Source organism: Cucumibacter marinus DSM 18995 (genome assembly GCF_000429865.1).
Taxonomy (GTDB): domain Bacteria; phylum Pseudomonadota; class Alphaproteobacteria; order Rhizobiales; family Devosiaceae; genus Cucumibacter; species Cucumibacter marinus.
In genome coordinates, this window is sequence record NZ_AUCR01000015.1 from 1 (window position 1) to 24,089 (window position 24,089).

A 24,089-nucleotide genomic window follows, 5' to 3' on the forward strand; every position below is an offset into this window, starting at 1 on the left:
TCGAAAGAGAGCGGGGATTGACCCCAGCCCGTTGACGCAGTCCAAGCCCAAAATCCCGGGTGAGTGGGACGCGGTGCGCCTCGCTTCTATTCGTTTACGGATGAGACGTTCCGCGTCCCACTCCCGCTCTATCGCAAACCCTGGAGGCAACCGCCTGCCGGGCCAGGAGGCATGTCCGATGGAAACAAGAGAAGCGATGCGAGGGAAAAGGAGGACGAGGCTCAATAGAGCCGAGGAGTTATGACCGTCCCGCTTTGCGGGGCAATCGGTCCGGTGGACCGATTGAAGGGAAGAACGCCCGGAGCGCTACGCGCGCAGGGCTGTGGGCCAACTTTTTGGCCGCGCCGTCGCAGGCGCAGCGGAGGTCACAGCGACCAGCGTCGTGACTGGAGCGGTACGCGCCGTGAGACAAAGAGAGAGCCGGGACCTCGTGTAATGTCTAGGCCCCGGATCAGGTCCGGGGCGGCCCGGGAGGATGCTACCCCAAGTCCCCACCCCGAGCCCTCATGGTGAGCTTGTCGAACCACGAAGGGCGAGGGCGTAAGGCTTGGGCATGGCAATCCGTGTGGCCCATCCTTCGACGGGCTCAGGATGAGGTTTGAGACTGAAGCGAGTGCGCTGCCGCACTCACCCTCGTCATTCTCGGGCTTGACCCGAGAATCCATGATGAGGTGCCATTCGGCAAACGGTATGGATGGTTCACGACCGCAGCCTAGTCTGCAGCGCCTCATGGACCCTCGGATCAAGTCCGAGGGTGACGAAGAGATTGGAGGTGCACCGTGCCAAGAGCTACCGACACCCTCACCTGATGTGCGAGCATGCGGCTGGGCCCCGAAAAGTTGGAGACTTTTCGGTCAAAGCTAAGCGCGAGAGAAACTGAACCACGAAGGGCGAGGGCGGGGCGGAACGCGTGCCCGTTCTTTAAGGGTCGCGTTGGCAGCGCCACCCCGTCCCCATTTTTCACCCGACATATTTTCGTCCCTAAAGCGCCGGTTAACAGTTTCTTGCCCATACTCCACGAATGCGGCGGATTGCGCCGGGAAAGGACGTTTATGCCGGACAAACACGTGGCAGTGCTCAAGGGAGGCTGGTCCCAGGAACGCGAGGTCTCCCTGAACTCGGGGGCCCAGTGTGCCGAGGCGCTGCGCAAGGCCGGCTACACCGTCACCGAAATTGACGTGGATCGCGACATCGCGTTGCGCCTGGCCGAACTGCGGCCCGATGTGGCGTTCAACGGTTTGCACGGCACGGTCGGCGAAGACGGCACCATCCAGGGCATCCTCGAAGTGATGCAAATTCCTTACACGCATTCGGGCGTCCTCTCCTCGGCGCTGGCCATGAACAAGCATCAGGCCAAGATCATGTTCAAGGCGGCCGGGGTTCCGGTGACCGATCACGTTGTCGCCCATCGCGAAGACATTGCGCGCAAGCATGTGATGGAGCCGCCCTATGTGGTGAAGCCGGTTTGCGAGGGATCGAGCGTCGGGGTCTTCATCGTCAAGCAAGAGAGCGCCCACCCGCCTCAGGAAATCCTGCGGCACGACTGGAAGGGTGGGGAAGAGCTGATGGTCGAGCGCTATATCCCCGGGCGGGAACTGACCTGCGCGGTGATGGGCGATGTGGCGCTCGGGGTGATCGAGATCGCCACCGATCTGCACTTCTACAATTACGAAGCCAAATATGCCGAGGGTGGGTCGACCCACACCCTGCCGGCCGAGGTTTCACCGAATATTTACCAGACCGTTCAAAAACTCTCGCTCAAGGCGCATGAGGCGCTCGGGTGCCGTGGCGTCACACGCGCCGACTTCCGGTTTCAGCCCAGGACCGGCGGCGAGGGGGACCTTGTCTGTCTCGAGATCAACACCCAGCCGGGCATGACCCGCACTTCGCTGGTGCCGGAATTGGCCGTGCATGCCGGGCATTCGTTTGAAGAGTTCGTGTCGTGGATGGTGGAGGACGCGAGTTGCAACAGATAGGCGACAAGCCGCGTAATTTTGCTGTCGCAATTGCCGAAACGCCGAGCCTGCCCATGCGCATTCGCCGGGCGGGCTGGCTGACGGTCACCGGAGCGCAGCGCCGTTGGGTCTTGCACAAAAAGCTGATCCTTCGCGCGATCGCCTGTTTGGCGGTGGCGGTGCTGATTGCGACCGGTTTCCAGTTCCGCGGCGGGCTGGCCAATGCGCTGGGTTTCGTCACCCAGCGGGCGGAAACCGGTATTTCCAATGCGGGGCTCGCGATCGAGAAGATCTCGCTGACCGGCTACGCGCTGACCGGCGAAAGCGCGCTGTTCGAGGCGCTCGGGATCCATGAGGGCATGTCGCTGGTGTCTTATGACGCCGATGCAGCCCGCGCGCGGCTCGAGGCGCTGCCTGCCATCGCTACGGCGCATATCACCAAGAACTACCCTTCCGGGCTCACCGTTTCGGTGAGCGAGAAAACGCCGATCGCGCGCTGGCGTGTGGAAGGGGTGACCTTCGCCATCGATGCGCATGGGGACACGCTCGTGACCATTCCCGATGGCGGGGGAGAGCTGCCTCTGTTCGTTGGCGACGGCGCGGCCTCGGGGGCGGCGCTGATGCTCAACCGTCTCGAAGACCATCCGCTTCTCAATGAAAAACTGATGGCGATCAGCCGGATCGCCGAGCGGCGCTGGGACCTGATCTATGACAATGGACTGCGCATCATGCTGCCCGAAACCGGGGTGGATGAAGCGATGGCTACGCTCGTGGCGCTCAATGGTGCCAACGAGCTTCTGGCCCGGGATATCGATGTGATCGACATGCGTGTACCGGACATGCTCGCCGTGCGGCCTGTCCCGCGTGATGCCGATGGCAACAGGATGACAAGCGATGATGAGTGATGCGTTCACCGCCCGGCTGAAGCCGGTGCAGCCAGGTAAATCGAGCCTTGTGTCGATCCTCGACATCGGGTCGAGCAAGATCTGCGCGATCGTGGCGCGGTTGAGCCCTAGACCGGAAGGCAAGGCCTTGCGTGGCCGCACCCATGTCGCCGAAATCATCGGCTTCGGCTATGGCCCGTCCGCCGGCATCAAGGCGGGGCTCGTTGCCGATCTCGACAGTGCCGAACAGGCGGTCCGGTCGGTCATCGGTATGGCCGAACGCATGGCCGGGCTGACAGTTCAGTCCGTCATCGTCAATGTCAGCGCTGGCCGGCTGGGCTCGGAGACCTTCTCCGCCTCTGTGTCGCTCGACGGGCACGAAGTCGAGAATTCCGACCTGGCCCGGGTGCTGACCGCGGTCAATGAACGCTCGGTGCGTGACGAACGCTCGGTTATCCATGCGCTGCCGATCGGCTACTCGCTTGACGGGCAGAGGGGCGTGCGCGAGCCGCGCGGGATGGTCGGGGACAGCCTCGGCGTCGATGTCGCGGTGATCTCTGCCGAGACCCTTGCCATGCGCAATATCGAACTGGTGCTCAATCGCTGTCACCTGCAGGTCGAGGCGTTCATTGCCACGCCCTATGCCAGCGGGCTCTCGACCCTGGTCGACGATGAAGCCCAGCTGGGCGTTGCCTGTGTCGATTTCGGCGGAGCCACGACGACCATTTCGGTTTTCAGCGGTGGGCACCTTGTCTATTCGGACGCGATCGCGATTGGTGGGCACAATCTGACGCTCGACCTGGCGCGGCAACTTTCTGTCAGCGTCGAGGATGCCGAGCGGCTCAAGACTCTCTATGCGAGCGTGCTGCCCGGACAGACTGACGATCGCGACATGATCCCGATCCAGCCGGTGGGGTCGTCGCCCGAAGAGTCGGGAATCCAGATTCCGCGTTCTGCTCTCACTCGAATCATCCGACCGCGGGTCGAAGAGATTCTCACCGTGCTGTCGGACCGGATGCAGGCGACCGGCATGATGGATATGAGTGGCCGGCGTTTCGTGCTCACCGGCGGTGCCAGCGAGTTGACCGGGCTGCCGGAACTGGCCCGGCGGCTGCTGGCCCGTAATGTGCGGCAGGGCAGGCCGCTCGGGGTTTCAGGGCTGCCTGCCATGGCCAAGGGGGCGGCGTTTTCGGCGGCTGTGGGGATGCTCATCTATCCGCAGGTTTGCGCCCATGAATATGTCGAGCCGCGTACCGTGCGGCGGCTCACCGGGACGGACGGATATTTCGCGCGAGTCGGCAATTGGTTGCGGACCTCGTTTTAACGGGTTGTTTAGCTTAACGACCCGTTACCGGCCCATAGGGATTTCTCCCAAATTGCCAGTGAGTTAACGCAATCTGCCGATTTGTTAGCATGTGATTAACGATTTGCATCGTAAATCTTGGCCAACGCCGAATGATGAGGCCCGCCATGACCATCAAATTGCAAATCCCTGACATCAAAGAACTCAAGCCCAGAATCACGGTGTTTGGCGTCGGCGGTGCCGGCGGCAACGCGGTGAACAACATGATCACCTCGGGGCTCGAGGGGGTCGATTTCGTTGTGGCGAATACAGACGCCCAGGCGCTTGCGCTTTCCAAGGCCGAGCGGGTCATTCAGCTCGGTGTCGGGGTCACCGAAGGTCTCGGGGCAGGGTCGCATCCGGAAGTCGGACGCGCCGCCGCCGAGGAAACCATCGACGAGATCAACGATCATCTGTCCGGTGCCCATATGGTGTTCATCACTGCCGGCATGGGCGGTGGCACCGGTACGGGCGCTGCGCCGGTTGTGGCGCGCGCGGCCCGCGAGATGGGAATCCTCACCGTTGGTGTGGTCACCAAGCCGTTCCACTTTGAAGGCAAGCGCCGCCAGATGCTGGCGGAAGACGGGATCGACGAGCTTCATCGCCATGTCGATACGCTGATCGTCATCCCGAACCAGAACCTGTTCCGGGTCGCCAACGAAAAGACCACCTTCGCCGACGCCTTCTCGATGGCCGACGAGGTGCTCTATTCGGGCGTTGGTTGCATCACCGATCTGATGGTCAAGGAAGGCCTGATCAACCTCGACTTCGCCGACGTGCGTGCCGTGATGCGCGGCATGGGCAAGGCGATGATGGGGACGGGCGAGGCCGAGGGCGAAGAACGCGCCCGTCACGCTGCGGAAGCCGCGATCGCCAACCCGCTGCTCGACGACATCTCGATGTCTGGCGCGCATGGCCTGCTGATTTCGATCACCGGCGGTTCCGATCTGACCCTTTACGAAGTGGACGAGGCGGCCAGCCGCATTCGCGAAGAAGTGGATGCTGACGCCAACATCATTCTCGGCGCGACATTTGACGACTCTCTGCAGGGCCGCATCCGGGTTTCCGTGGTTGCCACCGGCACCGAGGCCGCGATGGTTCAGGCGATGGATCCCCCCAAGCCGATCGAGCGGCCGATCCAGCTTCGCCGTGACGGTGTCGCCGAGACCAAGCCCGAGCCGCAGCAGGCCGTGGAAGCCAGCAAGCCGGCCGAACTCGATACCCAGATGCAGGCCGCGGTTGCCCAGGCGATCTCAGCCGGATCTGTTTCCCGTCCGCAGTATCAGGCCGACGAGGATGTGACCGTCGAACCTTATATTCCGCAGGCGGAACCGGCTGCCGAGCTCGATCACGAAGAGCCCCGTCAGCCCGAAGCCGCGCCGCCGCAATCCTATGTACCGCAGGCCGCGGAACGCCCCGATGGCGCCCGTCGCATGCCCCGGACAGACGAACTGCCCCAGATCGCCCGTAAGGCGATGGGCGGTGCGCCTGAGGCCGAGGAAGAGCATGGACATCGCAATGCTCGCGCCTTGTTCCGCCGATTGGCCAGCAATGTCGGCCTGCAGAAGAAGGTCGACGAACAGACTGAACGCCGCGAGCCAGGCTCGGACGATCTTTCTGCCCGCAATGCGGTCGAGGCTTCGGCCCCGCGTGCTCCCCAGGCTCCTGCGCCTCAGCAGCGCCCTGCCGCTCATGAGGGCGCAGCCGGGCAAAATGACGGCCATGGCCGGGTTGCCCCGGAGCCGCGCGCAGACAGCGGGCGCGAACACCTGGAGATCCCGTCCTTCCTGCGCAAGCACGGTTAATCTGCATAAGTCGCAATTGGGCAACGCTAAGAGGTTTCGCTCACTCGCTGTATTGGATAAGTAATGAATGTCTAATCAGCGGGTGCGGGTAACGAAATGCCGTTCAATCGGATTGCGGGCAAGCAATGTACACTTGCCGGAGAAGTTGAATTTTCCGGGGTCGGTGTACACAACGGTCAATTCGTAACCGCCCGCATCTGTCCAGCCCCCGCCGACGGCGGCTATCTGCTGGAACGCGTTGATTCAGAAGGGCGTAGCACCGGCCCGATCCGTGCAAGCCACGCTCGCGTCACACACACCAATCTGTGCACCAAGGTCGATCTGGGCAATTCCCAGAGCGTGTCGACCACCGAGCACATCATGGCTGCCCTGGCGGGTCTGGGGATCGATAATGCGCGAATCGTGGTCGACGGGCCGGAATGCCCGATCCTCGATGGCAGCGCCAAGCCCTTCGTCGAGGCTATTCTTGGTGTGGGCGTCGAGATCCAGGGGGCTGACCGCAAGTTTCTCAAGATCAATCGCTCGGTGACCGTGCGCTCGAACGATGCTTATGCGGTGCTGGAGCCCTATAATGGCCGCGCCTATGATGTCGAAATCGACTTCGACAGCGACGTCATCGGTCATCAGCGCATGATTCATGACTGGACCCCGCGCAAGTTCGCGGAAGCCGTGGCGCCGGCGCGGACCTTTGGCTTCGTGCAGGAAGCCAAGGTGTTGCGGCAGGGGGGCTATGCCCTGGGTTCCTCGCTCGAAAATTCCATTGCCGTTGATCAAGACCAGGTGGTCAATCCCGAGGGGCTGCGCTTCGAGGACGAGTTCGTGCGCCACAAGCTGCTCGATGTGATCGGCGATCTCTCTCTGGCCGGCTATCCGCTCTATGGCCGTTTCCGGTCCTATAAGGGCGGTCATGCCCTGAATGCCTCGGTTCTGGCGGGCCTGTTCGACAATCCGGACAATTACGAACTCGTGACCGCAGCGCAGCTGCCTCTCGAATTCGACGGGCTCACCGATCTTCCGGCCTTTGCGGAATCCCAAAGCTATCTGCGTTCAGTCGGATAATCGCTTGCCCTTGGCCACAGTTTCGATCATTTTGCGCGCTAGCTGCGGGGGCGGAGACGCGCTAACTGCAAGGGGAATCTGCACGTGTTGAGTAAGACCGGAGAACCGATGGCGCGGACCGCCGCAATCATGCGCGCCGCCGCCGTATCCTTGATGCTGGTCTCGCTCGGCGGGTGCAGTGGTCTTTCGCTGTTCGGCAATGACAAAATTGTCGAGGAAGAAATCATCCCTGCGGAAACGCTATACCAGGAAGCTGTCGAGCAGCTCGACAAGGGTAATGCCGAATCCGGCCTCGCCGCGATCGAGAAGCTGCAGCGCCAGCACCCCTATTCCGAATATGCGGAAAAGACCCGCGTGCTCGAGATTTATGCCCAGTTCGGCGCAAAGCGCTATGATGAAGCGATCCTTGCAGCGGATCGTTATCTGGCGCTTTATCCGAACTCGGAGGACACGGCCTATGTGCTCTACATGCAGGGTACGGCCTACTTCAACAAGATCTCCGACATCACCCGAAACCAGCAGAACGCGCAGGATGCCATCGCGACCTATCAGCGGCTGGTGGATAACTATCCGAATTCCGAATATGCCGAAGTGGCCCGCCGCAATCTGTTGATCGCGCGCGATCAGCTTGCCGGCAAGGAGATGTCGGTCGGCCGCTACTATCTCGGCAATGGCCAGTACACCGCGGCAATCAACCGCTTCCTGACCGTTGTGCGCCAGCACGAACGCTCGACGCATGTGGAAGAAGCGCTGATGCGTCTGACCGAGGCCTATCTCAAGCTTGGTCTCGTACGTGAAGCGCAGAATGCGGCTGCGGTACTGGGCCACAACTATCCTTCAGGGCAGTGGTATCAGGATGCTTATGCACTTCTGCAGGCCCAGGGGCTGGTGCCGAGTGGTTCGGCGCCGATCGGGAATTTGCGGTCGAGTTAATCCGCCTTCACGGGTAAATTGACGGCATGCTCGGTGCCATCTCGATTCGTAATATCGTCCTGATTGATCAGCTCGATCTGCAACTCGAGACCGGGCTGAGTGTGCTCACCGGCGAGACCGGTGCGGGTAAATCCATTCTTCTCGACGCCTTGTCGCTGGCGCTTGGCGTGCGCGGCGACCAGGGGCTTGTCCGCAAGGACCAAGAAAGCGGGCAGGTGACGGCCATCCTTCACCTGCCGCCCGATCACCGCGCGCGGGCTTTGCTCCGGGAGAACGATGTCGAGGATGACGAAGACCTGATCCTGCGGCGCGTGCAATATGCCGACGGGCGCACGCGGGCCTTCATCAACGATCAGCCGGTTTCGGCCAAGCTGATGCGTCAGCTCGGACAATTGCTTGTTGAAATCCACGGCCAGCATGACGATCGCGCGCTTGTGGATGCCGCGAGTCATCGGCTGCTCCTCGATGCCTATGGCGGCCATGGCGACAAGGTTGAAGCCGTGCGCAAGGCCCAGGATGGACTCGCCGAGTTGCGTGAAGCGCTCGCGGTCCAGGAACAGCGGGTTGCCGATGCAGCCCGCGAGGAGGAATTCGCACGCCATGCGGTCGAGGAGCTGAGCGCGCTGGCCCCTGTCGAAGGCGAGGAAGAAGAACTTGCGAGCCTGCGCCAACGGCTCATGCAGCTCGAGAAATCAGCCGGCGACATCAACGAAATCGACGAGATGCTCAACGGGCCCCAGGCGCCGGGGCCGGCATTGGCCGGGCTGATGCGGCGTCTGATGCGCAAGGGCGACCAGGACAGCGAACTGTTCGCCCCGGTGGTGCAAGCGCTCGACGAGAGCCTTGTAGCGCTTGACCGCACCTCGGAGGCGCTTGAGGCGCTCAAGCAACAGATGGGCTTCGATCCCGGCGAGCTGGAGCGTGCCGAGGAGCGGTTATTCGCGCTCAGGGCAGCGGCTCGCAAACACCAGGTCGACTGTGATTCCCTGCCACAGGTGTTGGCAAAGTTCGAGGCCGATCTCGAGGCCCTTCAGAGCGGTGAAGAAACGCTCGAAAAGCTCAAAGGCGAAGTGAAAGCTGCGCGCGAGGCTTATGACAAGGCCGCCGCTGCACTGAGCAAGGCGCGCGAGGAGACCGCGCGGGCGCTTGAGAAATCGGTCGAGGCGGAATTGCCGGACCTCAAGCTGGGGCGGGCGCGGTTCATTGTCGATCAGATTGTCGATGAGACCCGGGAATCCCCGAATGGCTTCGACCAGATCGAGTTCCACGTCCAGACCAATCCCGGCACCCATCCGGGGCCGATGATGAAAGTCGCTTCGGGCGGTGAGCTCTCGCGGTTCCTGCTGGCGCTCAAGGTGGTGTTGGCGGACAGGGGCTCGGCGCCCGTTCTGATCTTCGACGAGATCGATACCGGGGTTGGTGGCGCCGTCGCCGACGCCATCGGGCGGCGCCTGGCGCGGCTGTCGGAAAAGGTCCAGGTGATTTCGGTTACCCACGCGCCGCAGGTGGCTGCACGAGCGCGGCATCATCTGCTGATCGAGAAACAGGCGGTTGAGGAGGGGGCTTTCGTGCGCACTCATGTCCGCCAGCTCGATGACGAAGCCCGCCGCGAGGAACTGGCGCGCATGCTGGCCGGCGAGACCGTGACCCAGGAAGCCCGCGCGGCGGCGCACCGGCTGATCGACGAGGTAAAACTGTGAGCAAAGCCCCTGCGGACAAGCCGGTTGACGCGTTGACCGAGGAAGAAGCGGTTACTGAACTCGAGCGGCTGGCCGACGAGATTGCCAGGCACGACCGTGCCTATCACGAGCAGGACAAACCGCTGATATCGGACGCGGATTACGATGCCTTGCGGCAGCGCAATGAAGCGATCGAAGCGCGGTTCCCCCAGCATGTGCGCGAGGACAGCCCCACCATGAAGGTGGGTGCCGCGCCGGCCGAAGGCTTTGCCAAAGTGCGCCATGCCGTGCCGATGCTCAGCCTGGGCAATGCGTTCTCGGATGAGGACGTCGCCGAATTTGTGCAGCGCGCGCACCGTTATTTCGAGCGCGACAAGGATCTCGAGATTGTCTTCACCGCCGAACCCAAGATCGACGGGCTCAGTGCGTCATTGCGCTATGAGAAGGGCAAGTTCGTGCAGGGTGCGACCCGTGGGGATGGGCAGGAAGGTGAGGACATCACCGCCAACCTCAAGACCATCGACGATATCCCCAAGTCCCTGAAGGGCGATAACATTCCTGATGTTGTCGAAGTGCGCGGCGAGGTCTTCATGACCCATGAGGAATTTCAGGCCCTCAAGGCGCGGTCGGCGGCCGAGGGCGGGCAGGATTACGTCAACCCGCGCAATACCGCTGCCGGCTCTCTGCGTCAGAAGGATGCAAGTGTCACCGCGAGCCGAAACCTCAAGTTTTTCGCCTATGCCTGGGGCGAGATGAGCGCGATGCCGGAAGACACCCAATACGGCATGGTGCAGAAGCTCGGAGAATGGGGATTTGTCATCAATCCGCTCATGAAGCGGGTGATCACGGTCGAAGAGATGCTGGAGCAGTATCGCGAGATCGAAACTCAACGTGCGACGCTCGGCTATGATATCGACGGCGTCGTCTACAAGGTCGACAGCCTCGAGTTGCAGCGCCGATGGGGGTTTGTCGCTCGGGCGCCGCGATGGGCCATCGCTCACAAATTTCCGGCCGAGCAGGCGACCACCGTGCTCGAAGCGATCGATATCCAGGTTGGACGTACCGGGGCGTTGACGCCGGTTGCCCGGCTGAAGCCGGTGACAGTCGGCGGTGTGGTGGTCGAGAACGCCACGCTGCACAATGAAGACGAGATCCGCCGCAAGGATGTGCGGGTGGGCGACACGGTTACGGTGCAGCGGGCAGGGGATGTGATCCCGCAAATCGTCAATCACATCGATGACGGCCACCACGCCGAACGTGAGGAGTATGTGTTTCCCGAGGTCTGCCCGGCCTGCGGTTCGCCTGCGGTGCGCGAACACAATGAAAAGACCGGCAAGCTCGATGCCGTCAGGCGTTGTACCGGAGAATTGGTGTGCCCGGCGCAGGCGGTCGAACAGCTCAAGCATTTCGTGTCACGCGATGCGCTCGATATCGAGGGACTGGGCAACAAGCAGATTGCCGCGTTCTTCGAAGACGGGCGGATCATGCGGCCCGCCGACGTGTTCACACTGGCAGCGCGCGATGCGCGCTCCGAAAAGCCTCTTGCGGAGCAGGAGGGCTGGGGGCCGGTCTCGGCCCAGAAGCTTTTCGATGCCATCGAGGCGCGGCGCAAGCCTGAGCTTGATCGGCTGATCTTTGCCCTCGGCATCCGCCATGTGGGTGAGACGACAGCTGCCCTGTTCGCCCGGACCTACGGCACATTCGAGGCCTTCGAGGCCGCGGCGCGCAACGCCGCGCAGGGCGACGATGAGGCGCGGGCGGGCCTGCTCGATATCGACGGGATCGGCGAAACAGTTGTGGAATCGCTGCTGTCCTTCTTTGCGAATGACCGCAACATCCAGGCGATTTCGGACCTGATGGCCGAAATCGAGCCCGAGCCCTATGTGGTTGCCAGTGCCGATGAGAGCCCGGTGGCTGGCAAGACGGTGGTGTTCACCGGTTCTCTCGAACGCATGTCGCGCTCCGAGGCCAAGGCGATGGCGGAACGGCTGGGCGCCAAGGTATCCGGATCGGTGTCGGCCAAGACCGATCTCCTGGTGGCCGGTCCGGGTGCGGGCTCCAAGCTCAAGAAGGCCCGGGAACTGGGCGTTGAGACCATGGACGAAGACGGCTGGTTCGACCTCGTAGGAGAGTAGGGTGCCGCCCCGGCGCGAGGCCGGGGCAGAGCGTTGTTCAGGACAGCCTAGATCGGGCGTGTCGCCTCGCGGAGCCAGTCAGCGACCGGCGCCTCGACCTTGGGGCTGGTCTCGTCAAAGGCCTTCTGATGGTAGGCATTCAGCCAGGCCTTCTCGTCCGCCGTCATCAGAGTGGGGTCGATCAGGCGCAGATCGATCGGCACATAGGTCAGCGTCTCGAAGCTGTAGAACGGCTTTTCGGGCGTTGAATGCGGGCTTTCGACGACCAGGATCAGGTTCTCGATGCGGATGCCGTACTGGTTTTCGAGATAGAAGCCCGGCTCGTTGGAGAGGATCATCCCCGGCTCTAGCGGCGCCGAAGGCCGCGGGCCGATATTGCAGGGCCCTTCATGCACGCCGAGGAAGGCGCCGACGCCATGGCCGGTGCCGTGGTTGTAGTTGAGCCCTTCCGCCCACAGAAACTGTCGCGCGAACACTTCGAGCTGCTGGCCGGTCGTGCCCTTGGGGAAGCTCGCGCGTGAGAGCGCGATCATACCCTTGAGCACCAGCGTGAAGTGCTTTTGCACCTCGGTCGGGACCGGACCGGTGGCCATGGTGCGGGTGATATCGGTGGTGCCTTCGCGATACTGGCCGCCTGAATCGACCAGCATCAACTCGCCGGGGTTCAGCGTACGGTTCGAGTTCTCCGTCACCCGGTAATGGGTGATGGCGCCGTTCGGTCCCGCGCCCGAAATGGTCTCGAAACTGATATCGACCAGCGAATTGGCCTGGCGGCGATAGCCTTCGAGATGACTGACAATGTCGATTTCGGTCAGTTCGCCCTTGGGCGCTTCATTGTCGAACCAGGTCAGGAAACGCGACATGGCCACTGCGTCGAGCGCCTGTGCCTGGCGCATACCCTCGATCTCGGTGGGGTTCTTTATGGCCTTGGGCAGGGCCACCGGATCCGCCTGCCTGACCAGCTTGCCGCCCGCATCGGTGATGAGGTTCGCGGCGGCGGCAGGGCAGGTTGCAGGGTCGATCCAGACGGTCTTGCCGGCTTGACCCAGAGATTCAAGCGCGGCCCGCAACTCCGTGTCGGGGCGTAGTTTTACGCCACCAAGTGCGGTTGTGATTTCCGGCGTGATCTTGCCCGGATTGAGGAAGAGCTCAGCGCCGCCATCTGCCGTGACAATGGCGAAACCAAGCGTCACCGGCGTATTGGGGATGTCGGTGCCGCGGATGTTGAACAGCCAGTTGATCGATTCCGGCAATGAAAGAAACAGCGCATCCGCCTTGGCGGATTTGAGCTTCTTCACAATGGCGGCACGCTTGTCAGCGCTGGAGACGCCCGCACGCTCATCTTCGAGCACGATCACCGGGTCGGCGGGTGCGGCTGGGCGGTTCTGCCAGATGGCATCGACCTGGTTGTCGACGGGCGACAGGTTCAGACCCGCGGGGCCAAGCGCGGTTTCCAGCGCCTCGATTTCGCCAGCCGTGTGTAGCCAGGGATCAAAGCCGATGGTGTTGCCTTCGGCGAGGTTCTCCGCCAACCAGTCACGAATGTCTGCCGGCGGGCGCTCGATGATGGTGAAGACCGATGTATCGGTCTGCTTGGGCGCTTGCAGGGTGTAGCGGCCATCGACAAAGAGGGCCGCGGCGTTGCGGGCGACAATGGCGAGGCCGGCCGAGCCGGTGAAGGCCGATATCCAGGCCAGGCGCTCCTCGCCTTTGGGCACGGTTTCGCCGCGATGCGCATCGGCGCGCGGGATCATGAAAGCATCGATACCCGCGGCATCGAACCGGGCGCGAAGTTCGTTCACGCGGCCGGAAACGGCTGCGGTATCGGCGCGTTCTTCAAAGGACTGAAAAGGCATGAATTCGTCCAGCCAGGCTTGATCTAATAAGGAAGACGCCATGCAGAAGCGGCATGGCGGGTTTGCCGTTTCAGCCCTACCAGCTTCAGCGGGCTTTGCCTATCTTCTCGCTGTCACACACGGGAACTGCCCGTAATTGCAGACATGAGGACACGATCATGATCGAGAAGAAAACCTTCATCCGCCGCGCGTTTGACGCAATGATCGAAGCCCGTTCGCGCGAAGCCGAACGTTATGCCCGCAACTACGCGCATTTCTCCGGTCTCGACGAACGCAAGTAAGCGATCGTTATCGAGACAAAGCGCTCAAGACCTCCAAGTCTCGAAATACCCGTCTCTAAAGACACCTAGTTCCTCTCTAGGATCAGGGTCGCCCACTCCCCGCGGGCGACCCTTTTCTTTAGGGTCACACCCTGCATGGCATAAGCATTGATCACCCTGGTCGCCTGCCGATTGAGGAGGCCCGAGAGAATAATCGTCGCGCCATGGGCAGCATGGCGGGCGATGGCTGGGGCAAGGTCGCACAGCGGGCCAGCCAGAATGTTGGCGAGGATCAGATCGTAGGGCGCGCTGCCAGCGATGACAGGGTGATGCATCCCCGGCGCGGTTTCCGCCCGCACCCAATGGGCGACTTCATTGAGCTTTGCGTTCTCATCTGTCACCTCGATGGCAATCGGGTCGATATCGGTCGCCAGAACCGGCTGCTTGAGCGCCTTGGCGGCAGCGATGGCAAGCACACCGGTACCACAGCCCAGATCGAGCACCGTCCGGGGGCGGCGTTGCTTGATGAGCTGGCCGAGTGCTTCAAGGCACCCTGCGGTGGTTTCGTGGTGGCCGGTGCCGAAGGCCTGCCCGGCATCGATCAGGATCGGGATTGATCCCGCCGGCGGCGGTGTTTTCTCATGGCTGCCATAGACATAGAAGCCGCCGGCCGAAACCGGGCTGAGCCCTTCGAGCGAGCGCGAGACCCAATCGATATCGGGCACCGGTTCGACGATGAAATCGAGTTCACGGCCAAGGACCGACAAGGCGATTTCTGTGAAGGCCTTGTAATCGGGCAGTCCCTCGGTCATCGCCTGGAACATCCAGCTGCCGTCGTCGGTTTCGAATGCCGAGGCCGACAGCGCCAGATCGCCCCGCTCGTCAAGCGCGTCGGCCATGGCATAGGCGAGGTGCTGGGGCAGGGGGGCGGCGATGGTGTGAAGCGGCATGACGGATCCTTTGTTGGCGCTTCCCATCGCCCGGGTGGCGGTTGGCGTCAATGGTTTTACGCCTGACCCTTGGTGTTGGCGGTTGCTGTCAGTTGACGGACAGGACGCGGACGGTTTGATTGCGCACTCAATTGAGCGCCGGTGAGGGAGTTTTGGCGATGTACGGACTGATCGGACGCATGCTGGCGGTGCCGGGCAAGCGCGAGGAACTGCTGGCCTGCCTTGAGGCCGGGGCCGACACCATGCCCGGTTGCCTCAGCTATATCATCGCCAGGGACAGCCAGAACCCCGATGCGCTCTGGATTACAGAAGTGTGGGACAGCGCAGAAAGCCACAGGGCGTCGCTTGATCTGCCCGAGGTGCAGGCGATGATCGGCAAGGCCCGCCCGCTGATTGCGGGCATGGACAATCGCACCGAAACCGAGGTGGTGCGCGGGGTCTGAGACCTCGCTTCTACGCCTCGCGCCGACGCGCAGGCCGGGACAGCGCGAAGGGTTGAGCACCGCATCACCATCCTCCTCCGTCACCACCCGACTGTTTCGGGTGGTCCAGTTGGCCGCCGCTCATGGATCACCCGGATAAACCGGGTGATGACGGGGGAGAACGTTGGAACGTCGAGACATAATCTCAACCTCATCCTGAGCTCGTCGAAGGATGGGCCACTCGGGCCACTCTCGCCCTTCGACAAGCTCAGGGTGAGGGTGGAGATTTGGGCACCGCTTCCCTCGTCGTCACCCTCGGGCTTGACCCGAGGGTCCATGAGGCATCGCATGTAGTTCGGCGGTACTGACTAGTCGCACGCGTCTCCCGCGTGGCACCTCACCATGGATGCTCGGGTCAAGCCCGAGCATGACGAAGATATGTGGGGCATCGCTTTCCTCCATTCGCTGCTTCCTGGCTTCGTCTGCCCACCTCAACAGGCCCGGCAGACTGATGTCTCCGAGTTTCAAAGAGCAGAGCGGGAGAGAGGCGCTGGGCGTCTCGTCGCAAAACTAAAACAATGAGACGGCCAGCACCTCTCTCATCCGGGGTTTTGGGCTTGGACTGCGTCAACGGGCTGGGGTCAATCCCCGCTCTCTTTCGAGAGTACACCGCCGCCGTAACGGCAGCCGGCTCCGGCGCAGTTTTGGCCTCCGCTGGAGCGACCTCCATCGGACCCGGACCCTTTCCGGCAGAAGGCTCGTATGCATCCTCGCTCCGTGCCGGCAGGTGAGTGGATGATAATCGGGTGTGAGAGAGCGGGGATAACTTCGATCCGGCCCGAAGGGCAAAATCAGTCCGGTGGACTGATTTCAGGTGAGAAGACCATGAGAGCTACGCTCGAATGGCGGAAACACCACCCCCACCCGTTCCAGCACTACCAAGGTTCCACCGGAACCTCGGTTTGGGCTTCGCCCAACCGCTTGTCACCCCCCGTCAAGGGGGAGGTGACATTGGGGCCAGCTCATTGTTTCTTGATTTCCATTGGTGAAGCGGGAACCGCCCAAACCCTCCCCCCACACAAGGGGGAGGGAAATGGGGGCACACACCAACCATGCCTCGCCCTTCGAGGCTCGGTTTCACCTCGCACCTCAGGGTGAGGGCGAAGGAGGATGTGGCAAAGCATTCCTCCAACTCCCTCGTCACCCTCGGACTTGATCCGAGGGTCCATAAGGCGCTTCGGCTTGTCTCATCGGAAGTGGGTCCATCACCACCGTTTCCCGCAAAGCATCTCATCATGGATGCTCGGGTCAAGCCCGAGCATGACGAAGGTGGGGTGAGTGGCAGGGGGTGGTCAAATAGCAGGCACCATTCCCGTGAAAAGGGAATGACGGAGAGTGTGGCGGCGCGCACCCCACCCGTTCCAGTACTACCAAGGCTCCACCGGAGCCTTGGCTTGGGCTTTGCCCAACCGCTTCTCACCCCCATCAAGGGGGAGGGAAAGGCAGATCACAGACGCTTTCACATTCCAGCTTCGCTCCCTTCGAGTTTTGCCCTTCGACAGGCTCAGGAAGCTCACAATGAGGGCTCAGGGTGAGGGCTTGGTTTTGAGGGCAGCAATCCCTCCCGCAGCGTTGTTCCCGCCCAATTTTGCCTCGTGCCCACGGGGCGTTCGAGACATGGCGACGAGCTGCAATGGGGATAATGTCAGGACATCAACACGTCGATTCCGTCCACCTGCCAGTCTTTGCCGGGCGGACGCTGGAGGTGGATCATCAGGATGGCGTCACCATTGGCGAAGCCTGCAGGGCAGCGGGCCGTGGCCCGTCCGTACCCATTCACGATGGACAGCTGCAAAGTTTTGCATGTGCCGGGTTTTGTGCTCTTGCCGAGCAACTCATAGGCCTGGAACGCATCGTCCCCACGGGCGCTCAGTCTTTCGATAAACTCGGGAGTGGCAAAGGGTTCGATCGCTTCTGTCCCGGGAGAGATGACAAAGGAGGCGAATGCTTCCTGCGCGAATTCGCGGGCGTTGTTGGATTCAGACTTCAGATTACCGAATACGCCAAACAGGCCGGATGCAGCCCACATCACAAGGCCAGCAACAAGAACTACCCAGAAAACCGGGTGTTTCAATATCCTGCCCATCTGACTTGTCCCCTGCCGTGCCAATATTGATCATACAGCAATCAATACACGAAGTTGAAGGGGTTAAGCTTTCTTGATGAAGCTTTCCAGTACTTTCTTGCGGCCTGCTTTCTCGAAATCGATGGTCAGCTTGTTGCCGTCGACGGCGGCGACTTTGCCGATGCCGAATTTGAGGTGAAGCACCTTCTGCCCAACCTTGAATCCGGAGCCTGAATCAACCGAGCGGACGACAAGTTCCCCTTCGATCATCGGGCCAGGATCGCGGCCACGCTGGGCCTGCTGGCGCTGGGCACGCTGCCAGCCCGGGGTCTCGTAGACGCTTTCGAACGGGTCCCGATTGTCGAAGCGCGAGGTGCCGCCGCCGCGTCCGCCATAGGTGTAGCCGCCATAGGAGGAACCGGTGTCGGTGACTTCGACGGCATCCTCGGGCAGTTCATCGAGAAAGCGGGAAGGGATGGCGGATTGCCAGAGCCCGTGAATGCGCCGGTTCTGCGCCAGCGAGATCATGGCGCGCTTGCGGGCGCGGGTGATGCCGACATAGCAAAGCCGCCGTTCCTCCTCGAGCCCGGCGCGGCCGCTCTCGTCAAGCGCTCGCTGGTGGGGAAAAAGGCCTTCCTCCCAGCCGGGGAGGAACACATTGTCGAATTCGAGGCCCTTTGCCGCGTGCAGGGTCATGATCGAGACCGCGTCCTCGGCATCGCCCGCATCGCGTTCCATGACCAGCGAGACGTGCTCAAGGAACCCGCCCATGGTCTCGAACTCGCCCATGGAGTGGATGAGTTCCTTGAGGTTTTCGAGCCGGCCCGGCGCATCCGCCGAGCGGTCGTTCTGCCACATGGCGGTGTAGCCGCTCTCATCGAGGATCTGCTCGGCGAGTTCGTGATGCGGGATGGCGCGGGCGCGATAGGCCCAGTCGTCGAACTGAGCCAGCAGATTGCGAAACGTGGTGCGCTGCTTGGGCTTGAGCTCTTCGGTCTCGCTGAGGTCCCGTGCCGCCTGCATCAGCGGGATGTTCGCAGCGCGAGCATAGTCATGCAGGATCTTGAGAGTGGCGTCGCCCAGACCACGCTTGGGTACGTTGACGATGCGCTCGAAGGCGAGATCGTCGGCCGGTTGCACGGTGGCGCGTAGATAGGCGAGGGCATCACGGATTTCGCGGCGCTCATAGAAGCGCGGGCCGCCGATGACGCGATAGTTGAGCCCGAGGGTGATGAAACGCTCTTCGAACTCGCGCATCTGGAAGGAGGCGCGCACCAGGATCGCCATCGAATTGAGCGACTGGCCGTCGCGCTGGAACTGCTCGATCTGCTCGCCGATCTGGCGGGCTTCTTCCTCGCTGTCCCAGACCGAGGTGACCGAAACGGGGTCGCCATCCTCACCGACATCGGTCTGCAGGGTCTTGCCCAGCCGATCCTCATTGTGGGCGATGAGGTGCGAGGCAGCGCGCAGGATTTTCGAGGTCGAGCGGTAGTTGCGTTCGAGCCGGATCACCTTGGCGCCGGGGAAGTCTGTTTCGAAGCGCAGGATGTTGTCGACCTCGGCGCCGCGCCAGCCATAGATCGACTGATCGTCGTCGCCGACCACGCAGACATTGGCCGTCTCACCTTCCTTCGGCTGTCCCAGGAGCCGGAGCCAGAGATATTGCGCGACGTTGGTGTCCTGGTATTCGTCCACCAGCATGTATTTGAAACGGGTGTGGTAATCGGCCAGCACCGAGGGGTTCTCGCGGAACAGCCGAATCCCCTCGAGCAGCAGATCGCCGAAATCGGCGGCGTTGAGGACCTTCAGCCGCGCCTGGTAGTCGGCATAAATCTTGACGCCCTTGCCATCGGCGAACATGCCGGCATCGCCCGGTGAAAGCTGGGAGGGGTGCAGCCCCTTGTTCTTCCAGCCATCGATCATGTGGGCGAGCTGGCGGGCGGGCCAGCGCTTCTCGTCGATGTTTTCTGCGGACAGGAGCTGTTTGAGCAGCCTGATCTGATCGTCGGTATCGAGGATGGTGAAATCGGGCTTGAGCCCCACCAGTTCGGCATGGCGGCGCAGAATGCGGGCGCCGATCGAATGGAAGGTGCCGAGCCAGGGCATGCCCTCGACCGCGGCGCCGACGAACTGGCCAATACGAACCTTCATCTCGCGGGCGGCCTTGTTGGTGAAGGTCACTGCGAGGATTTCGCCGGCGCGCGCGCGGCGAGTGGCCAGGATATGCGCGATGCGGGTGGTGAGCACGCGGGTCTTGCCTGTGCCGGCACCCGCCAGCACGAGCAGCGGCCCCTCGGTCGAGGTGACCGCATCTTCCTGCTCGGCATTCAGTCCGTCGAGATAGGGCGGACGCTGCTGGCCGAACTTGGAGGTGATCGTTCCGCCAGCCGGCCGGGCCGGTGCCGGTTCGAAATCCCGATTGGGGGCAGGTGATGGCGGCACGGGCGCCTGTTCATAAGGCTCGGCAGCCTCGCCGAACCCGCCGCCAGCCGAGCTTGCTTCATGGGTCGAAGGGGTGTCGTCCCAATTCGCCTCACTGGGAGCCTGGCCCTCGGCTTTGCCGGGGCGCACGGGTTTGGCGGGATTGCTGGTCATCGGGTCGGGCTTTACTCCCCGGCGCCCTTCGCGGGCCGCCGCTTGACTTCTGGCCCGGGTCGTGGCCACAGGCGAATCTCATTTTGTTCTCCCCGGCAATATACGGATTGGGGGCGCCCAGGTCCATTGGCAAGGCCCCGGAAATCTGCCGGCTCTCCGCATGCATGTTGTGGGCGGATCGGCGCTGTCACGGTTTCGTCATGCAAGTGTCTTGGAAGCGTTATGGCGCTGATTTACGGCCCCTCCCGTCAGGGCAATTTCGTCCAGAACTCGAGGGGGATCCCCAATGAAATCGACATTCGTACTCGCCGGGCTGGCGGCCGCGCTTACTTGCGGCACCGCGCTCAGCGCGTCGGCAGCGCCGATGTTCAACCGCATCGCCAGCTTCCCGGTTGCGATGAACAACCCGGACGCCGAAGAAACCTCGTCCGAAATCATCGCGGTGACCGAAGACGGCATGACGCTGATCTATTCGGACAGCCCTGCAGGCGGCATTGGCTTCATCGACATTACCGACGCAGCCGATCCCCAGCCTGCCGGGTTCCTGGCGCTTGATGGCGAGCCTACCTCGGTGACGGTGATTGGCGCGAAGGCCTATGTCGGGGTCAACACCTCCGAGAGCTATACCGATCCTTCGGGCAAGCTGGCGATCATCGATATTGCCGGGCAGTCAGTGGATGCGACGTGCGATCTTGCCGGTCAGCCTGACAGCGTTGCCGCCTCCAAGGACGGCGCGATGATTGCGGTGGCGATCGAAAACGAGCGCGACGAAGACCTCAATGACGGCGTGATCCCGCAGATGCCTGCCGGTACCGTGCAGATCGTTTCGATCAATGGCGATGCGGCCGATTGCGGTTCGATTGTGACCGTCGACATGACCGGCATTGCCGATGTCGCGGGCAGCGATCCCGAGCCCGAATTCGTTGATTTCAACGAAGCCGGCGAGTTGGTCGTCACCATGCAGGAAAACAACCATCTCGCGATCATCGATCCGGCAGCGGGCAGTGTTTCGGCTCACTTCTCCGCCGGTTCGGTGGATCTCGACATGGTCGACACCGAGGAAGAAGGCGCGCTGACCTTTGACGGTTCGCTGAGCGGTGTCCCTCGTGAACCCGATGCCGTCAAATGGCTCGACAATGATCGCTTCGTGACCGCCAATGAAGGCGATTATGAAGGCGGGTCGCGCGGTTTCTCTATCTTCAGCAAGGCCGGCGAAGTGCTGTTCGATTCCGGCAATGCAATCGATCACCTGGCTGCCCGCCTCGGCCATTATCCCGAAAAGCGTTCTGGCAATAAGGGTTCGGAACCCGAAGGGCTCGAAGTCGCCAAATTCGGCGATGAGACGCTTATCTTCGTGTTGCTCGAGCGCGCTTCGCTGATCCTGGTCTATCGGGACACCGGCGCCGAGCCCGAGTTCCTTCAGGCCCTGCCGTCCGGTATCGGCCCCGAGGGTGCGGTTGCCATCCCGGCGCGGAACCTGATCGTGTCCGCCAACGAGACCGATCTTCGTCCCGATGGCGGCGTCGGGTCCCATGTGATGATCTATGCGCGCGCCGAAGGCGAAGCGGCCTATCCGCATATCATCGCCGACAGCCATGAAGATGGCCGTCCGATCGGCTGGGTCGCGCTGTCGGGCATGGTTGGCGATGCCACCGAGCCGGGCAAACTCTATGCGGTCAATGACAGCTTTATGGGTCTGATGCCCTCGATCTACACGATCGATGCCAGCGCCAAGCCGGCCCGCATCACTGCCCAGACCGTTGTGACCCGTGACGGCGTGCCGGCGCAGAAGCTTGACCTTGAAGGCATTGCGCTTGATGGGGAAGGCGGGTTCTGGCTCGCTTCGGAGGGCCGCACCGACCGCGTGACCCCGCATGCGCTCTACCACGTCAACGCGGATGGCGAGATTGAAGACGAAGTCGGCCTGCCGACCGCGCTCATGGATGCTGAAATCCGCTTCGGCATGGAAGGTGTGACCGCTGTTGGCGAAGGCGACGAGCTGACCCTTTGGATCGCAATCCAGCGCGAATGGCGCGACGATGAAAAGGGCCAGGTCAAGCTCGTGTCCTATACCCCGGCATCGGGTGAGTGGGGCGCTGTGCGTTATCCGCTCGACACCCCGGAAACCGGCTGGGTCGGCCTGTCCGAGATCACCGCCTTTGACGGTGCGTTGTTCATCATCGAGCGTGACAATCAGATCGGTCAGACCGCCGCCATCAAGCGTCTCTATCGCGTCGCGATGGACGGGCTCGAAGCCGGTGAGCTCGGTGGCGATCTGCCGCTCGTCGAAAAGGAACTGGTCCACGACTTCCTGCCGGACCTTTATGCGACCAACGGCTATGCCCTCGACAAGATCGAAGGCTTTGCGGTTGACGCGGATGGCGAAGCCTTTGTTGTCACCGACAATGACGGCGTGGACGACTCCTCGGGCGAAACCATGTTCTGGTCGCTCGGGAAGTAAGGTTATCCGTCACCTCCCTTGACGGTGAAAGGGGCTCCGCTTCATCCGGAAGCGGAGCCCAATCTTTTTGAGGGGTCGATGGGGCTGGATTGACGATTCCGATGTCTTGCGTAACCATCTGATATGGCATCGGAAACCGATCTTGAAACCGCACTCCTCGAGTTTGATGGCAAGCACGTTGCGTCGTTGAAGGCCGCGACGGCTGACGGGTTGTCCGAGGACGATGTCAGGGTGCTGTGCCGGTTTCTTCACTCACAGAATCAACGCCACCTGGTTGCTGCGACCTGGGTCGTCAAAGCACTCACGGAAAAGAAGCAGACGCTCGCTGAACCAATCGTTGAGGCGATGGTCGATTGCCTTAACGATCTGGAGGACTGGCAGGCGGTGCTGCATGGCGTGCAAAGCGCGTCCGGCCTGGTACCGGCGCTGAACGGGCCCCAGTTCGAGCGATACGCGGCGTTTGTCGAACGGCACACAACCAATCCCAACAAGCTGGTACGGGCCTGGGCAGTGGACGCCCTGTGTCATGTGGCGCGGCGTGGCCCTGCCTTCGCAGAAAAAGCTGCGGCGTTTTTGGCCGCGGCTCACGGTGATGCTGCGGCCTCGGTGCGGGCGAGGGCCCGGCATACGTCCAAGGCCTTTCCCGAGTTCGTGACCCCCGGGGACTAGCGGCTGTCCCGGCCGGCATAGGCCCGCAATCCGGCGCCGGCGCCGAACAATAAGGGGAATGAGATTGCCATCCACTGCGCGACGGCATCACCCCAGATGAGATCGGTGGCAAAGATCGCGAACCCCCAACACGCCGATATGAGCACGATATGGATGGCGTGGCGTGAGGCCGGGAGATCGTTGATCAGGGTCTTGAGGTTATGGCGGTATCCGGCGGCGATCGCGGCGGCTGCGCCGATCATGCCGACCAAGCCCGCGCCAAGCGCCAGAAAGCGAATGAGCGGTTCTGCCGGATCGGCCAGGAACCACAACAAGGAATAGCTGAAGCCCGACAGCACCAGAAGTTGACCGGCAAACCGGTCGGCGGCGACAGCGCGCATCGCCTCGTCTTGTTCCAGCGCCGTGCTGCCGAATTTGGGCAGGTAGTTGCCCGCAACGATGACGACCAGCCCCAGCAAGGCGCCGGCGGCGCGCTGCGCCATGCCGTGATCCAGAATGCCCATCTTGTCGGTCGCCGCGATGATCGCCATGCCCAGTACTGTGGCGATGCAGGCCAGAAACACCGGGATTTGTGGATAAGCGGTGCGGGTTGGGGAGGTCATGGCTTTGTTCCTTCGGGATCTTGCGGGTGGGCCGGGGCTGACAGTTCGCCAATGCCGAAGCCGGCGGCGAAGCCCAGAAGGGCGTCTTCAAGCACAGACAGCCTGAGGTGATAGATCACCGATTTCCCCTTTTTGGCCGATTCAACCAGCCCGGCTTCGCGCAGCACGGCGAAATGCGCCGACAGGGTTGGGCGGGTCACGTCGAAGTGGTCCGCCAGCTCGCCCGCGCTCATAGGGCGCTCGCGCAGCAATTCGAGGATCTTGCGGCGGGTGGGGTCCGCCAGGGCTTTGAAGACCGTGTTCATGAGTCGACATTTAGCTAATCATCGAAATGTTTTCAAGTGCGGAAGCGCGTTC

Annotated in this window: 18 protein-coding genes; 12 read left to right on the top strand and 6 right to left on the bottom strand. The window is 62.2% G+C overall.

The window, feature by feature from the left end:
* Positions 1-1,052 precede the first annotated feature (1,052 nt).
* The 8 genes from G489_RS0109710 to ligA all read left to right on the top strand — a co-directional run bounded on the left by G489_RS0109710 (position 1,053) and on the right by ligA (position 11,792).
* Positions 1,053-1,976, top strand: coding sequence for a D-alanine--D-alanine ligase (locus G489_RS0109710; RefSeq protein WP_029041385.1), 924 nt, complete (start codon positions 1,053-1,055; stop codon positions 1,974-1,976).
* Complete coding sequence (locus tag G489_RS0109715; RefSeq protein WP_029041386.1) at positions 1,964-2,860, top strand: cell division protein FtsQ/DivIB; 897 nt, start codon at positions 1,964-1,966, stop codon at positions 2,858-2,860. The genes G489_RS0109710 and G489_RS0109715 overlap by 13 nt, the downstream gene beginning before the upstream one ends.
* Entirely contained in the window at positions 2,850-4,163 is a 1,314-nt protein-coding gene (ftsA, locus tag G489_RS0109720; protein ID WP_155889354.1) for a cell division protein FtsA, read from the top strand. The genes G489_RS0109715 and ftsA overlap by 11 nt, the downstream gene beginning before the upstream one ends.
* 146 nt (positions 4,164-4,309) lie before the next feature.
* Entirely contained in the window at positions 4,310-5,986 is a 1,677-nt protein-coding gene (ftsZ, locus tag G489_RS0109725) for a cell division protein FtsZ (protein WP_029041388.1), read from the top strand.
* Between the two features lie 96 nt (positions 5,987-6,082).
* A complete protein-coding gene (gene lpxC, locus G489_RS19940; RefSeq protein ID WP_035872306.1) occupies positions 6,083-7,045 on the top strand; it encodes a UDP-3-O-acyl-N-acetylglucosamine deacetylase in 963 nt (320 codons plus the stop codon).
* A 108-nt stretch (positions 7,046-7,153) separates the two neighbouring features.
* Positions 7,154-7,978: an outer membrane protein assembly factor BamD gene (locus G489_RS0109735; protein ID WP_051332503.1), complete on the top strand. Its 825-nt coding sequence runs from the start codon at positions 7,154-7,156 to the stop codon at positions 7,976-7,978.
* Positions 7,979-8,004: 26 nt separating this feature from the next.
* On the top strand, positions 8,005-9,678 hold the full coding sequence (recN, locus tag G489_RS0109740) for a DNA repair protein RecN (RefSeq protein ID WP_029041390.1): 1,674 nt from the start codon (positions 8,005-8,007) through the stop codon (positions 9,676-9,678).
* Positions 9,675-11,792, top strand: a complete 2,118-nt coding sequence (gene ligA, locus G489_RS0109745; RefSeq protein ID WP_029041391.1) for an NAD-dependent DNA ligase LigA — start codon at positions 9,675-9,677, stop codon at positions 11,790-11,792. The genes recN and ligA overlap by 4 nt, the downstream gene beginning before the upstream one ends.
* Before the next feature lie 47 nt (positions 11,793-11,839).
* Here the strand turns inward: ligA and G489_RS0109750 are convergent, their stop codons facing one another.
* The gene (locus tag G489_RS0109750; protein WP_035872312.1) at positions 11,840-13,648 is read right to left on the bottom strand and encodes an aminopeptidase P family protein; all 1,809 of its coding nucleotides are present in this window, start codon (positions 13,646-13,648) and stop codon (positions 11,840-11,842) included.
* Between the two features lie 158 nt (positions 13,649-13,806).
* On the opposite strand from G489_RS0109750, the gene G489_RS22840 reads away from it, so the two are divergent.
* Positions 13,807-13,929 (top strand): hypothetical protein, encoded by a 123-nt coding sequence (locus G489_RS22840; protein WP_281173309.1) that lies wholly within the window; start codon positions 13,807-13,809, stop codon positions 13,927-13,929.
* A gap of 65 nt (positions 13,930-13,994) precedes the next feature.
* On the opposite strand, the gene G489_RS0109760 is transcribed toward G489_RS22840, so the two are convergent.
* Positions 13,995-14,858, bottom strand: coding sequence for a 50S ribosomal protein L11 methyltransferase (locus G489_RS0109760; protein ID WP_029041393.1), 864 nt, complete (start codon positions 14,856-14,858; stop codon positions 13,995-13,997).
* 158 nt (positions 14,859-15,016) lie between these two features.
* Here G489_RS0109760 and G489_RS0109765 point away from each other — a divergent pair, with 158 nt between their 5' ends.
* Positions 15,017-15,301, top strand: a complete 285-nt coding sequence (locus tag G489_RS0109765) for a putative quinol monooxygenase (protein WP_029041394.1) — start codon at positions 15,017-15,019, stop codon at positions 15,299-15,301.
* A gap of 1,684 nt (positions 15,302-16,985) precedes the next feature.
* Here G489_RS0109765 and G489_RS0109775 read toward each other — a convergent pair.
* Together G489_RS0109775 and G489_RS0109780 are read right to left on the bottom strand one after the other, a co-directional pair.
* On the bottom strand, positions 16,986-17,426 hold the full coding sequence (locus tag G489_RS0109775) for a hypothetical protein (RefSeq protein ID WP_029041396.1): 441 nt from the start codon (positions 17,424-17,426) through the stop codon (positions 16,986-16,988).
* Positions 17,427-17,489: 63 nt separating this feature from the next.
* Positions 17,490-20,000: an ATP-dependent helicase gene (locus G489_RS0109780; protein WP_081691503.1), complete on the bottom strand. Its 2,511-nt coding sequence runs from the start codon at positions 19,998-20,000 to the stop codon at positions 17,490-17,492.
* 286 nt (positions 20,001-20,286) lie between these two features.
* Here G489_RS0109780 and G489_RS0109785 point away from each other — a divergent pair, with 286 nt between their 5' ends.
* Complete coding sequence (locus G489_RS0109785; protein WP_029041398.1) at positions 20,287-22,461, top strand: esterase-like activity of phytase family protein; 2,175 nt, start codon at positions 20,287-20,289, stop codon at positions 22,459-22,461.
* 123 nt (positions 22,462-22,584) lie between these two features.
* Complete coding sequence (locus G489_RS0109790; protein WP_029041399.1) at positions 22,585-23,130, top strand: hypothetical protein; 546 nt, start codon at positions 22,585-22,587, stop codon at positions 23,128-23,130.
* On the opposite strand, the gene G489_RS0109795 is transcribed toward G489_RS0109790, so the two are convergent.
* Together G489_RS0109795 and G489_RS0109800 are read right to left on the bottom strand one after the other, a co-directional pair.
* Positions 23,127-23,732: a hypothetical protein gene (locus tag G489_RS0109795; protein WP_029041400.1), complete on the bottom strand. Its 606-nt coding sequence runs from the start codon at positions 23,730-23,732 to the stop codon at positions 23,127-23,129. The two genes, G489_RS0109790 and G489_RS0109795, sit on opposite strands and share 4 nt — an antisense overlap.
* Positions 23,729-24,037, bottom strand: coding sequence for an autorepressor SdpR family transcription factor (locus tag G489_RS0109800; protein ID WP_029041401.1), 309 nt, complete (start codon positions 24,035-24,037; stop codon positions 23,729-23,731). Before G489_RS0109800 ends, G489_RS0109795 begins: the two co-directional genes overlap by 4 nt.
* Positions 24,038-24,089: the final 52 nt, after the last annotated feature.

Excerpts from the sequence above, each read along its gene's own strand:
- G489_RS0109710 (WP_029041385.1), top strand. The coding sequence starts at position 1,053 with ATGCCGGACAAACACGTGGCAGTGCTCAAGGGAGGCTGGTCCCAGGAA.
- ftsA (WP_155889354.1), top strand. The coding sequence starts at position 2,850 with ATGATGAGTGATGCGTTCACCGCCCGGCTGAAGCCGGTGCAGCCAGGT.
- ftsZ (WP_029041388.1), top strand. The coding sequence starts at position 4,310 with ATGACCATCAAATTGCAAATCCCTGACATCAAAGAACTCAAGCCCAGA.
- lpxC (WP_035872306.1), top strand. The coding sequence starts at position 6,083 with ATGCCGTTCAATCGGATTGCGGGCAAGCAATGTACACTTGCCGGAGAA.
- G489_RS0109735 (WP_051332503.1), top strand. The coding sequence starts at position 7,154 with ATGGCGCGGACCGCCGCAATCATGCGCGCCGCCGCCGTATCCTTGATG.
- recN (WP_029041390.1), top strand. The coding sequence starts at position 8,005 with ATGCTCGGTGCCATCTCGATTCGTAATATCGTCCTGATTGATCAGCTC.
- G489_RS0109750 (WP_035872312.1), bottom strand. The coding sequence starts at position 13,648 with ATGCCTTTTCAGTCCTTTGAAGAACGCGCCGATACCGCAGCCGTTTCC.
- G489_RS22840 (WP_281173309.1), top strand. The coding sequence starts at position 13,807 with ATGATCGAGAAGAAAACCTTCATCCGCCGCGCGTTTGACGCAATGATC.
- G489_RS0109760 (WP_029041393.1), bottom strand. The coding sequence starts at position 14,858 with ATGCCGCTTCACACCATCGCCGCCCCCCTGCCCCAGCACCTCGCCTAT.
- G489_RS0109765 (WP_029041394.1), top strand. The coding sequence starts at position 15,017 with ATGTACGGACTGATCGGACGCATGCTGGCGGTGCCGGGCAAGCGCGAG.
- G489_RS0109775 (WP_029041396.1), bottom strand. The coding sequence starts at position 17,426 with ATGGGCAGGATATTGAAACACCCGGTTTTCTGGGTAGTTCTTGTTGCT.
- G489_RS0109780 (WP_081691503.1), bottom strand. The coding sequence starts at position 20,000 with ATGACCAGCAATCCCGCCAAACCCGTGCGCCCCGGCAAAGCCGAGGGC.
- G489_RS0109785 (WP_029041398.1), top strand. The coding sequence starts at position 20,287 with ATGAAATCGACATTCGTACTCGCCGGGCTGGCGGCCGCGCTTACTTGC.
- G489_RS0109790 (WP_029041399.1), top strand. The coding sequence starts at position 22,585 with ATGGCATCGGAAACCGATCTTGAAACCGCACTCCTCGAGTTTGATGGC.
- G489_RS0109795 (WP_029041400.1), bottom strand. The coding sequence starts at position 23,732 with ATGACCTCCCCAACCCGCACCGCTTATCCACAAATCCCGGTGTTTCTG.
- G489_RS0109800 (WP_029041401.1), bottom strand. The coding sequence starts at position 24,037 with ATGAACACGGTCTTCAAAGCCCTGGCGGACCCCACCCGCCGCAAGATC.